Origin of the sequence: Paenibacillus sp. NPDC058174, from assembly GCF_042883865.1 — a bacterium.
GTDB lineage: Bacteria > Bacillota > Bacilli > Paenibacillales > Paenibacillaceae > Pristimantibacillus.
The window spans coordinates 247,027-259,382 of sequence record NZ_JBHVUY010000004.1; the positions used below are offsets into that span (position 1 = coordinate 247,027).

Here is a 12,356-nt window from a genome sequence, read left to right on the forward strand (position 1 = left end):
ACGATGAAAGCTTTTAAAATATGGGCAGCAATTCTATTAGTAGCGGTGTTTGTTGCAGGCTGCGCCAACACGGAGAAAAGCGGCGGCGATCACAAAGACGGCAATAAATATGAAGGACTGACCGTAAGGCTGGGCGTGCAGGGCAGCGGCGGTCTTAACGGCAAAGCGCGCGAGGCGAAGTGGTATGAGGATGAGTTCGGGAAGCTGGGCGTCAAGGTGGAATGGGCGGAGTTTCAGAGCGGACCTCCAATGACGGAAGCGATCGCGTCGAACCATCTTGATTTTGCCGGCCTTGGCAATATGCCGATTGTAGCAGCACAGGCAGCGGATATTCCGTTCAAGGTGATCTCGCAATTGCTCGAAGGCAAGAACAACGTCGCAATTATTATTCCGAACAACAGCGCGCTTAAGACGGTTGAGGATTTGAAGGGCAAGAAGATCGCTGTAGCGAAAGGAAGCAACGCCTACAACTTCCTGTACCGGGGCTTGGCTGAAGCGGGAATTAAAGATTCCGAGGTTCAGATTATTCAGCTTCAGCCGGATGAAGCGCAGCCGGCATTCGAGACAGGCGCTGTCGATGCATGGGCAACTTGGGATCCGTACATCACGCTGAACACGTTAACGGGCAAAGCGAAAGTGCTGACGGATGGCGAGCAGCTTGGCGTATTGTCGCCATCGTTCCAGATCGTACGCAAGGATTTTGCCGACAAATATCCGGAGCTTGTCACGCTTTACTTGAAGGTATTCGAGAAAGCACGGCTGTGGGAAGAGCAGAATTTGGATGAAGCTCTGAACCGCTATGCGACGGAACGTAAAGTACCGGTTGAGGTTATCAAAGGAACGCAAGTGCGCTCCAAAACAATCAATACCCCAGTGAGCGATGCGATCATTGCGGAGCAGCAAAAAACGGCTGACTTCCAATTCGAGATCGGTAATATCCGCAAGAAAATTAATGTGTCTGACGTGTTCGACAATCAGTACGTGGAAGAAGCGTTGAAGTAAGCAGGCAGCCAGCACAACAGGACGCGTCAGCAATCGATTCGGTAAAGAAAGAATGGAAACGAGGCGGTACTTATGGAGAAGGCGGAAGCAATGCCGCTTGTGAAGGGTAAAGCGGGTACGCGGCGCAGGTTGAATCAGAGACGATCCATACAGCTCAAGAATGTGCTGCTGGCGGCAGTGCTTCCCATCGTCATCCTTGTGATCTGGGAGGCCGCAGGTAGAATGGGTAAGCTGAACCCGATCTTACTGCCGGCTCCCAGTAAAATTTTAGAGGAATTCGTCAGCTTGACGGCTTCCGGGGAGCTCGCACGTCATTTGGGCATCTCGGCATGGCGGGCTCTGCTGGGCTTCTTGCTTGGCGGAGGACTGGGACTGGCGACCGGCGTCTGGGTAGGCTTTTCCTATAAAACGGAGCGGCTGCTCGATCCGACGCTGCAAATGCTGCGGACACTACCGCATCTCGCTATCGCACCGCTGTTCATTTTATGGTTCGGCTTTGGGGAAATGTCGAAAATATTGCTGATCGCCAAAGGCACGTTTTTCCCTCTCTACGTCAATACGTTTCTGGGCATCCGATCGGTAGACGGCAAGCTGTTCGATGTGGGACGCGTGCTTCAATTCAGCAAATGGCATATGATCACGAAGCTGATCATACCCGCTGCGATGCCTAATATTTTGCTAGGCGTAAGATTGTCCGTTGGCGTGGCATGGCTCGTTCTCGTTGTTGCAGAAATGATGGGCTCCAGCTCCGGCATCGGCTTCTTGATCAATGATGCCCGTTCCTTCTCGCTTACCGCCGTCGTATTTGTCGGCATTATCGTATTTGCACTTGTCGGCAAGCTGACGGATTCGCTAGTGAAGCTGCTGGAGCGCCGCTTGTTGCGATGGCAGGACAGCTACAAAGGAGACGGGACGATATGAGCGGGCAAGTGTTGAATGAAAAGAGGACGCAACACTCCCAAGAAGGCTGGCTGCGGATTATCCCTAGGCCGCTGCATGCCTGGCTGCTTCCGGTCGCTATCTTAATCGTCTGGGAGGCGGTTAGCCGGCTGGAGCTTATACCGGCATCGATGCTGCCGGCGCCGACGGCGATTTTGAAGCAATTTGCGGATTTGATCGCAAGCGGCGAGCTCTATAAGCATTTGAGCATTAGCATTTATCGGGCAATGATGGGCTTCTTGATCGGAGCGGGAACAGGGCTGTTGCTTGGCCTGATGACGGGACTTAACAAGCTGGCTGAAAAAACGCTCGATCCTTCGCTGCAAATGCTGTGGACGATTCCGCTGCTGTCGCTTATTCCGCTATTTATATTGTGGTTTGGCGTTGGCGAGTTTTCGAAAATATTAATGATTTCACTGGGTGCTTTCTTTCCGGTGTACATGAATACGTTTCTTGGCATCCGCAACGTGGATGTGAAGCTGTTCGAAGTCGCGCGGATGTTTCAATATTCGCGGCTGCAGCTCATTGCGAAGCTGATCATTCCATCCGCTCTGCCGAATATTTTGCTCGGCATCCGGCTGTCGCTCGGTATTTCCTGGCTGGTGCTTGTTGTAGCCGAGATGATGGGAGCAAGCGCCGGAGTCGGCTATATGATTCAGGATGCGAGAGCCTACATGCGAACCGATGTCGTATTTGTCGGCATCATTATTTTTGCCCTGATTGGCAAGCTGTCTGATTCGGGTGTCCGGCTGCTGGAGAAGCGGTGGCTTCGCTGGCGCGATACGTTCAAAGGGTGACTAACACCAAAGCGGGAGGGACTTACGATGGGGAAAAGAAATGAGCAGCTTCATTTGGGTGCGTTTATCTACTATAGCGGTCATCATCATTTTGGATGGCGCCATCCGGAATCTGGAGCGGAAGGGCTGTTTGATTTCAAGTTTTATAAAAAGCTGGCGCAAACAGCTGAACGCGGCAAATTCGATATGATGTTTCTGGCGGATTTGCTCTATGTTCGCGGCGTCGAGGATTCGGCTTCGGGTATGCTTGAGCCTGTGCAATTGCTGGCGGCACTGTCGACGGTGACCGAAAAGCTGGGGCTTACGGCGACTGTATCGACCACTTATAATGAGCCTTACAATGTGGCGAGAAAATTTGCATCGCTGGATCATATTAGCGAAGGACGCGCGGGCTGGAACATCGTCACTTCACAGCAGGATGTTGAAGCTTTCAACTACGGCAGGGATAAGCATCCGGAGCATGGCCTGCGCTATGAGATGGCGCGTGAGTTCGTCGAGGTTGTGACCCGGCTTTGGGACACTTGGGAGGATCAAGCGCTCGTCATCGACCGGGAGGCGGGGGTTTTCGCTGACGGCTCGAAGGTGAAGGAGACCGAGTACAAGGGACAGTGGTATTCGACGAAGGGCGCGCTGAACGTACCGCGTCCGCCGCAAGGCTATCCGGTGCTGATTCAGGCCGGCTCCTCCGGTCCGGGGCAGGATTTTGCCGCAGCGTTCGGGGAAGTTATCTTCACTGCGCAGCAGTCGCTAGAGTCGGCGCAAGCATTCTACAGCAGTGTGAAGGGCAAGCTTGCCTCATACGGAAGGCCGCAGGGCAGCATGAAAATCATGCCGGGCCTATCGCCGGTTATCGGGGCGACGGAGGAGGAAGCGCAGCGAAAGTATAAGGAGCTTCAGGCGCTTATTCCGCCCAGCATGATCGTCGGCATGCTCTCGGCTTTGCTGAACTTCGATCTGTCCGGTTACCCGGTGGACGGGCAGCTGCCTGACATCCCCGATCCGGTGGAGGCGACCAATGGCATGAAGAGCCGCGTGCAGCTCATCATGGATATGGCGCGCAATGAGCAGCTGTCGCTTCAGGAGCTGGGAGGGCGCTTGCTTGGCGCGCGGGGTCATATGCAGTTCGTCGGCACGTACGAGCAATTGGCCGACTTCATGCAGCTCTGGTTCGAGGAGTACGGCTGCGACGGCTTCAACATTATGCCGCCGGTGCTGCCGGGCAATCTCGACGAATTCGTCGATCATGTCGTGCCGATTTTGCAGCAGCGGGGGCTGTTCCGCAGCGAATATACCGGAGGTACGCTTCGCGAGCATCTTGGGCTGGAGCGCCTGGGGCTCCGCCATTTTCAGGCGAGCCATGAGCGTGCGCATGGAGTGATTGGAGCGGCTGGAACAGACACGGCGGGGAACGGCGCTGTTGGCCAGGAAGCAGTTGGCGCAGCTGAAGCAGGCAGCGCGGGTTAAGAAGTAAGCTTGCGCTGGTGCTGCAGCTTGTAGCTGCTGGGGTTGCGCAGAATGCAGGCTAAAGACGAGATTAAAAGGTTATTGCGGGAATTACAAGCGACCATTTCGGAGGGGATTTCCCTTCCGCGATGGTCGTTTTGCGTTCCGGCAGTTGTAGAGCGTTGCCGATTATGCGTGCGGCTGCCTGCGTTCACTCTATAGTTGGCGTATGGCTCATATGGTGCAGAAACGCAAAGTAACTTTAGATTTAGGGGATCAAAATGCAAAAGTACATTTTGATTGCGCCGTTTTACTCGATTTTCGCCATCAAAATGCAAAAGTGCAGGTAGATTGAGCGATTTTAGCGATAATGGGCCATTTTCACCTATCTGAAATGCACTTTTACATTTTGAAGGCATAAAGCGGGGATTTTCAGCGTATCAAAATGCACTTTTGCATTTTGATAAAGGTTAGGCGTCAGAACTGGGTCGCATATTGCCCTATGTTGGCTAAAATGCAGCTGCAGCTGCAGATAGGACATAGCAAACCGTGGTGTAGACGACGAATAAGTTTGGAGCGTGCGGAAAACCTACTTATGGTAAAGGAGGGAGTGTCCGCATGAGCGATTCGACGAATGAATTCGTATCCAAGGTGCAAGAAACGCAACAAAAGCAGCAGAAGAACAAGGAGCATTTCGGCAAAGGCAAGCCAACTGGAAAGCTCGCCAACAAAAAGCATACCAATAATCCGTAGCTGTCTTCATGAAAGCTTGTCTAACAGCTGATGCTTTTCAGCGGTTCAGGCAAGCTTTAGCTTGCGGTACATGTGACAGTTGACAATAGATGAAATGTAAGGCATTATTAATATATGAACAGTTGCTCATATATTAATTTAAATGAATCTATAAATAAATAGCTTCCTATATTACATCTCACGTATGGAGCTTTAGGCAGGGGGAATAAACGATGGCTGAGGATCAACACAAATCAGGAATTGGCGGCAGAAAAGCGGAGAATGAAGGCAATGAAGGCAAAGGCAGACATCATTCTTCTGGAGAAGAGAACGGCGTCAGACATAACGGGGAGGTGCATGCGGACTCCAGTCACGGTGACCACGATCATAACGATCATGGCCAAGATCATAGCAACCACGTTCATCATGATCATAACGGCCAAGATCATAGTGACCACGATCATCACGATCACAATGACCATGATCATAGCAACCCTAATTATAGTCACCAAGGTCACGATCATCACGGCCATAGCCATGGCGGACATAGCCACCATCATTATGATGCCAGCGGCAATAAAACGGGATTAATTATTGCGCTTGTTATTACGGGCGGCATCATGTTTCTGGAGTTTTTTGGCGGGCTCATAACGAATAGCCTGGCGCTGCTTGCCGATTCGGGGCATATGCTGAGCGATGTTGGTGCGCTAATTCTAAGTCTGGTGGCCGTCTGGTTCGCCTCTCGTCCGGCTTCTCCGGATAAAACCTACGGTTTTTACCATTTTGAAATATTAGCGGCATTATTTAATGGCATTACATTGTTCGTCATTGCGGGATTTATCGTCTACGAGGCAATCGGCAGGTTTGCTGATCCGCCTGAGGTATCCAGCTTGTCCATGATGTTAATTGCCATTGTTGGATTACTGGCTAACCTCGCAAGCGCATGGGCGCTGACCCGCAAAGGTGATGTTCACAACAATCTGAACGTAAAAAGCGCTTATCTGCACGTGCTTGGCGATGCGCTGGGCTCGGTTGGCGCGATAGTTGCAGGATTGTTAATGCTGTTATTTAATTGGAACATCGCAGATCCAATCATATCGGTCGTCGTTGCACTGCTGATCTTGAAAAGCGCCTGGAGCGTCATCAAACATACGCTTCATATTCTAATGGAAGGCACGCCCGCTGCTGTTAATCACAAAGAGGTAAAGGCGGCGCTCAGCAGCATTGAAGGTGTTGTTGATGTGCATGATCTGCATATTTGGACAATTACTTCCGGGCTGGATTCTCTCAGCTGTCATGTGCTCGTCGAGGATGGAGTCAACTGCCAAACTGTGCTGCAAGCGGCGATACGTCTCGTCGAGGAGAAGTTCAGCATTCAGCATTCAACGATTCAGGTGGAAAGCTCCGTCATCCGGCACATGGAGTTGAAGGTATAAAAAACGATGGAAGTTTTTTATAAATTCGCATCCAAGGATTAAATACAACAAGCTCATCAGGAAGCGTCGTGAACCTATCCGGCGCAGACTGTTGGGCTTGTTTTCGCGTTGTGATCTTTCGTTTCTGTTTATAGCAGTCTTCGAATTGTTTTATAATGGGAGAAATAGAAATACCAATGCGTTTCAGACGCGAAGGGACGGTTAACAAGTGACGACCTTATTATATATTGAAGATGACAAAGAAATCGGGAGCCTTGTATGCAGACAGCTGCAGGAGAAAGGCTATGAGGTGGTATGGCTGCTGAGCGGCGAGCATGCTGCAGATGAAGTGGAGTACTGCCAATTGGTAATCCTCGACGTGATGCTCCCCGGCTTGGATGGCTTTACGATCGGTCAACGGTTGAAAAAGAAAGCGCCGGCGACGCCAATTATTATGCTCTCTGCCCGAGCCTCCATCGATGACAAGCTGCAGGGTCTGCAATTTGCCGACGATTATTTGACGAAGCCCTTTCACCCCGACGAGCTGACCGCCCGTATCGAGGTGCTGTTGAGAAGGTTTGCTGCTCAGACGGCGGAGCCGCTAACAATTAAGCATCTGCTCGTCTTCGAAGAGGCGAATCGGATCGAAAACGCAGAAACCGGGGAAGAGATCCAGCTTACGGGCAAGCAATTTCAAATTTTCAACTACTTACTCCGTCATCAAGGCCAGATTCTAACGAAAGAACAGATTTATGAAGCGGTATGGAAGGAGCCTTACATAGAAGGAGACAAGACGCTGATGGTTCATATTCGCTACCTGCGCGAGAAGCTGGAGCGCGACCCTGCTACCCCTGAAGTAGTAGAGACGGTGCGGGGTATTGGCTACCGGGTGAGAAGTTGAGGGGCGGCAAGCGGGTGTCCCAAGACCAGGTTCAGATGAAGCGCATGAGCACGGGGAAAATCAAGTTGCGTTCCTCGCTTATGTGGCGTTATTTGCTGCTAATTTGCGTCGCTTGTTTATTTATTCCGTTTATATTTCCTGTTGCGAGCGTGTTCTATTTGATCGCTGATTACTCGATTCTCGGTCATTCCGACGGGCTGAAGTATGGCCAATCGTCGGCGATCCAGGCGCGATGGTACAAGGAAGCAGCGGCACTTGGCAACAGCAAGGCATCGGACATTGACCGGAGGCTGGAGGAGCTGAGCAGAGAATATCCGGAAGCGGCGATGTTCTGGGTGGACGCACAGGGAGACACCCGGCTGCAGCTGCCGCAACGTCAGCCGGAGCTTGCTCTTCACTGGTCGCCTGCTGATGCAATTCGCTTCATGAAAAACAATGTGAACGGTGATCCGTTTACCGTAGTTGCGTTTATCGGGGAAAATAACAGCGGTCCCGGCTTTATGGTTATGCAGCTGCCGCGGGAGCTGCTCCGCGGCCGGGAGGCGCTTAACGCCGCTCCTATTTTCATCACCTTTATCAGCATCATGTTTCTCGTGTTTCTGCTGATTTCCTTGTTATTCTTCATTAGGCTGAGGAGACGGCTGCTTCGTCTGCAAAAGGCGATGACCATGGAAAGCGATATACCAATGCCCATAGTAATGACACGCCCCGATGAAATCGGCCAGCTGGAAGCTGCATTTAACCGGATGGTAACACAGCTTGAAGCCAGTAAGGAACGGGAGCGGGAGGAGGAAAGTCTTCGGAAGAAGCTGATCTCTAATCTTTCGCATGATCTACGTACGCCGTTAACCGTATTGAACGGACATTTATATACGCTGCGCAAAGAACAGCTTGGCGAGGCAGGGCAGGACGCAATCCGCCAGATGGAAGGGAAAATCGACGGATTAAGCCGGCTAATCGATAACCTGCTGTCCTACACATTAATGGAGAGCGGGCGATATCCGCTTAAGCTCGAAAGCCTCGATGTGATCCGGCTTGTGCGGGAGAGTGCTGCAGCATGGTATCCGTTGTGGGAGAGAGAGGGTATTGAAGCCGATGTCGATCTGCCCGATGAGCCTCTGATATGGCGTTTAGATAAAGAAGGGTTCCGCCGTATCCTCGATAACTGGTTTCAGAATGTGGTGAGGCACGCCTCGCAAGGCGGTTTCCTCAAATTATCGACAGAACGGATGGAAGATGGCCGTCTCGCCATTGTTCTTATCGACCACGGCCCGGGTCTAGGCGCGGGATCTGAGCATAGAGGGGCTGGCATTGGACTGGCCATCGTAAATTATTTAACCGGAGAAATGGGACTGGGATGGGAGGCAGAGAGCTTGACAGGAAAGGGAACGAAGATCTTGCTCTATGTTTTAAACGAAATTTAAACTCTGGTGCGGCCCAATCTTAACCTTCATCCCTTACGCTTAATGACGAGGTGATGAATGTGAGCAATTGGATTATTGAGACGAGGGGACTCACGAAAGCTTATAAAGGGAGAAGAGTCGTCTCCAACTTGAATTTGAAAATCGCCAAAGGCGATATATACGGTTTTCTTGGTCCTAATGGAGCGGGTAAAACAACGACAATCCGCATGCTGCTGGGCCTTATTAAGCCGACATCGGGGTCAGTCCATCTATTTGGCAAGCCGCTTCATAAGGAAAGGCTGGCGATTCTGAGAAAGGTAGGCTCTCTGGTAGAGTATCCGTCGAACTATGGTCATTTGACCGGCGTGGACAATCTGGAAGCCATTCGCCGGATCATTGGGGCGCCTAAGGCAAGGATCGATCAGGTGCTTGATATCGTTGGGCTGAGGGAAGCTGCCCGCCGTCCGGTTAAGGGCTATTCGCTTGGAATGAAGCAGCGTCTGGGCATAGCAAGCGCGCTATTGGGCGATCCGGAGCTGCTCATATTGGATGAGCCTACGAACGGCCTTGATCCTGCCGGCATTTTGGAAATTCGGGAGCTGATCAAGAGCATGCCGAAGGAGCATGGCATTACAGTGCTCATATCGAGCCATCTATTGAGTGAAATCGAGCAAATGGCTGAGACGGTAGGCATAATCCGACATGGAGAGCTTGTCTTTCAGAATGCGATTGAAAGCCTGCGCAAGCAGTCCGGAAACGGAATCTCGCTGCGTGTGTCCGAGCCGGAGGCAGCAGTACGGGCGTTGTCCGAGGTGAGAGGGCTGGCCCTTGGCTCCATCGGCGTGAATGCTGCGGATTCATCCATTCTGCTGGAGCAGCTGACCGACGACGGGAAGGTCGGGCTAATCGTTCGATATCTCGTGGAACGGGGACATGCGATTTACCGGGTAGAGGAGAAACGAAAGTCGCTTGAGGAGCTCTTCCTTCAAATTATTGGAGAAGGGGGTGGCGGTCTATGATTGCTCATGCTCTCTCTTCCGATTTTCTCAAAATCCGAGGCAAAGGCCTGTGGCTGCTTGCCGCAATTGGACCCATTGGCATCCTCACGCTTCAAGCGCTTAATTATGGACTGCGGTATGACTATATGATGCGTATTTATGCTGAGGATCCATGGGGCGGATTACTGATGAATCTCGCTTTTTTCATCCCCATTTCACTGTATCTGGGTATTACCCTGCTAAGCTCGCTGATGGCGAATATCGAGCATAACAACGGCTCATGGAAGCAATTGCTGGCTCTTCCGATAACGCGGACAGCTGTCTTTTGTTCTAAATTTATGGTTTGTGTCTTTTTACTGCTGTTCTCCGGTGCTTTGCTTGCTGTTGGCATTGCAGTGCTCGGGCTGTCGTTGCGGTTGGATTCTACGGCGATTCCGTATGGGGCTATAGCCAGACTTAGCTTCTTTCCGTTGTTAGCTGCTTTGCCGCTGCTGGCTCTTATGGTATGGCTGTGTGTGATTATGAAAAATCAGGCCCTGCCCATTACGCTCGGTGTCGTTTGCGCGTTGTTCACGATTTTTCCGATTGTGGAGTGGGCTCCGATAAGCTGGCCGATGCTAGGCTATAGAGGACCGAATCAGATTTGGTTTGTGAAGGCTGGGGCACTGCTGGGGTTCATCGTGTTTTTGGCCGGTTTAGTGCATTTTGGCCGAAAGGACGTGAATTAAGATGGGCGGTTTTATGCAAATGCTGGCGTCGGAGCGTTTGAAGCTGTCCAAATCGCCTATTTGGCTGCTTGTACTGGTTAGTCCGCTCATTTCGCTTGCTATCGGCATGCTAGATTCTCTGAACAATGTTGCAGAGGAGGACGTTGGCAAAGCGCTGCTTTCTTCGATGTCGATGCTCCATGGCATGCTGCTAATGCCAATTATGACCGGGATTTTATCCGCTTTCGTCTGCCGTTATGAGCACGGCGGGGGAGGCTGGAAGCAGCTGCTGTCGCTGCCGGTATCCCGTACAAGCGTATATACCGCGAAGCTGTCTGCAGTAGCGCTGCTGCTCTTGGCCGGACAGCTGTTGTTTGTGGGGGCAGCCTCTGTTGTTTTCCTGGCGAAAGGTGTTGAAGGAGGAATCGCCTGGGAGCTCATTCTTCCGAGCGCGTTTAGCGGGTGGGCTGCCTGTTTGCCGCTTGCTGCTCTTCAGCTGGGTATTTCAATTGGCTGGAGCAGCTTTGCCGCACCTCTAGTCGTGAACGTTATGCTGACTTTACCGAATATGTTAGTCGTTAATTCCGCCAAGTTTGGCCCGTTCTATCCTTGGGCGCAACCGGTGCTGCTGATGCTTTCCAACGGAACGATGGATTTCGGCGGCTTCACCGTTCCGTTCCTGGCGCTGCTGTTGACCGTAGGCGGCAGCTTCATCGTCTTCACGGCAGGAAGCTTGGTCTATTTCCGCCGTAAAGAGCTGTAAGGTTTGAGCTTAGGTGCCGCTAGGCGCGTGAAGCTTTTCCTCCATATGCTGCTTCCGGAGAAGAAAGGCGGCCGTTAAGAGGAGAACGCCATTAAGGACGAACACCCAGCGGATCGGGATAATGCCGCCGAGCACGCCCCCGATAACGGGGCCGAGCATCGTGGCAAATTGGGTTGCCGACTGGTTCAGGCTGAAGGCCCGTCCGCGGAATGAGGGTTCTGTCACCTTCACAATCATGGCATTGACCGCGGGGTAGACCCCGGCGAAAAACAAGCCATAGATGAAGCGAAGGGCGCCGAATTCGGCGAAATGGCCGACGAAAAACTGCAGGCAGTTGCCGATACCGCCGCCAAGCAGGCCGATGAACAGCACCTTGGAAAAGCCGATGCGTGAGCCGATCTTGCCCCACTGCGGGGCGGCGATCAAGGTTGCGATGCCGACAGCGGAGAAGACGATGCCCGATTGCAGCGACGCTTCGCTGCGGCTGGCTCCAAGCTGCAAGACATATACAGTCAGCAACGGCTCCAGAATCATAACCGAGAAGGTGGCAAGGCCAGCGAGGATGAGCAGCGTCAGAAACGTCCGGTTTTCCATCGCGTGCTTGAGATCCTCCCGGACCGATGAGCGAGGAGCCGAGCGGTTGAAGTTTTTCTCATGGGCGAAGAAGGTAGCGATTAATGCGGCAACGAGCACTACAAAGCCGGAGAAAATAAATGATTCCCGGTAGCCGATGGAGTGGCTGACAATGCCGCCAATAAGCGGCCCCATTATGCCGCCAGTGGCCCCTGATGTCGCCATGATGCCAAGCGCATAGCCGGTTTTCTCCTCGGGCGTATTGGTCGCGACCATTGCAATTGCCGCAGGCACATAGCCTGCGAGCAGCCCTTGGAAAATCCGCAGAATAAGGAACAAGTATGGATCATGAATGAAATAGGTAAGGAAGTACAGCGCCGCCAGGCTGAAGCCGGAGCGCATAAGCATAGGCTTGCGGCCGTATTTGTCGGCAAGCGAGCCCCAGTAAGGGGAGATCAGGGCGCTGGCCAGAAACGTAATGCCGAACGCGATGCCCGACCATGTCTCCAGATGCCGCTCCACGCCAAGCTCGGTGTTCAGAAAAAGCGGGATGAAAGGTATCGATATTGAATAGGCCGTACTGCAGAAAAAGACCCCGATCCACAGCACGATTAAATTGCGTTTCCACGAAAACTCCATTGTCGTCACTTCCCAGGGGGCGGTTGAATTTGGTCACTAGTGCC

The 12,356-nt window shown here is 52.2% G+C and carries 12 protein-coding genes; 11 read left to right on the forward strand and 1 reads right to left on the reverse strand.

All coding sequences use genetic code 11. The features are described from left to right. Positions 1 to 3 precede the first annotated feature (3 nt). From ACFVVF_RS20335 to ACFVVF_RS20385, 11 genes are all read left to right on the forward strand, one after another. Entirely contained in the window at positions 4 to 1,002 is a 999-nt protein-coding gene (locus ACFVVF_RS20335; protein ID WP_387813652.1) for an aliphatic sulfonate ABC transporter substrate-binding protein, read from the forward strand. A gap of 72 nt (positions 1,003 to 1,074) precedes the next feature. Further along, positions 1,075 to 1,923 (forward strand): ABC transporter permease, encoded by an 849-nt coding sequence (locus ACFVVF_RS20340; protein WP_387813654.1) that lies wholly within the window; start codon positions 1,075 to 1,077, stop codon positions 1,921 to 1,923. Then, complete coding sequence (locus tag ACFVVF_RS20345; RefSeq protein ID WP_387813656.1) at positions 1,920 to 2,738, forward strand: ABC transporter permease; 819 nt, start codon at positions 1,920 to 1,922, stop codon at positions 2,736 to 2,738. The genes ACFVVF_RS20340 and ACFVVF_RS20345 overlap by 4 nt, the downstream gene beginning before the upstream one ends. Positions 2,739 to 2,765: 27 nt before the next feature. Continuing rightward, positions 2,766 to 4,202 carry an LLM class flavin-dependent oxidoreductase gene (locus ACFVVF_RS20350; RefSeq protein WP_387813658.1) on the forward strand — a complete coding sequence of 479 codons (1,437 nt, stop codon included), beginning with the start codon at positions 2,766 to 2,768 and terminating at the stop codon, positions 4,200 to 4,202. A gap of 597 nt (positions 4,203 to 4,799) precedes the next feature. Continuing rightward, complete coding sequence (locus ACFVVF_RS20355; RefSeq protein WP_387813659.1) at positions 4,800 to 4,934, forward strand: DUF4023 family protein; 135 nt, start codon at positions 4,800 to 4,802, stop codon at positions 4,932 to 4,934. A 332-nt stretch (positions 4,935 to 5,266) separates the two neighbouring features. After that, the gene (locus ACFVVF_RS20360; protein ID WP_387814290.1) at positions 5,267 to 6,349 is read left to right on the forward strand and encodes a cation diffusion facilitator family transporter; all 1,083 of its coding nucleotides are present in this window, start codon (positions 5,267 to 5,269) and stop codon (positions 6,347 to 6,349) included. Positions 6,350 to 6,557: 208 nt separating this feature from the next. Beyond that, positions 6,558 to 7,229, forward strand: a complete 672-nt coding sequence (locus tag ACFVVF_RS20365) for a response regulator transcription factor (RefSeq protein WP_387813661.1) — start codon at positions 6,558 to 6,560, stop codon at positions 7,227 to 7,229. 14 nt (positions 7,230 to 7,243) lie between these two features. Next, a complete protein-coding gene (locus ACFVVF_RS20370; RefSeq protein WP_387813662.1) occupies positions 7,244 to 8,653 on the forward strand; it encodes a HAMP domain-containing sensor histidine kinase in 1,410 nt (469 codons plus the stop codon). Positions 8,654 to 8,712: 59 nt separating this feature from the next. Then, positions 8,713 to 9,651: an ABC transporter ATP-binding protein gene (locus ACFVVF_RS20375; protein ID WP_387813663.1), complete on the forward strand. Its 939-nt coding sequence runs from the start codon at positions 8,713 to 8,715 to the stop codon at positions 9,649 to 9,651. Beyond that, positions 9,648 to 10,358 (forward strand): ABC transporter permease, encoded by a 711-nt coding sequence (locus ACFVVF_RS20380; protein WP_387813665.1) that lies wholly within the window; start codon positions 9,648 to 9,650, stop codon positions 10,356 to 10,358. The genes ACFVVF_RS20375 and ACFVVF_RS20380 overlap by 4 nt, the downstream gene beginning before the upstream one ends. Before the next feature lies 1 nt (position 10,359). Then, positions 10,360 to 11,100, forward strand: coding sequence for an ABC transporter permease (locus tag ACFVVF_RS20385; RefSeq protein WP_387813666.1), 741 nt, complete (start codon positions 10,360 to 10,362; stop codon positions 11,098 to 11,100). 9 nt (positions 11,101 to 11,109) lie between these two features. On the opposite strand, the gene ACFVVF_RS20390 is transcribed toward ACFVVF_RS20385, so the two are convergent. Beyond that, complete coding sequence (locus ACFVVF_RS20390) at positions 11,110 to 12,312, reverse strand: MFS transporter (protein ID WP_387813667.1); 1,203 nt, start codon at positions 12,310 to 12,312, stop codon at positions 11,110 to 11,112. Positions 12,313 to 12,356 lie beyond the last annotated feature (44 nt).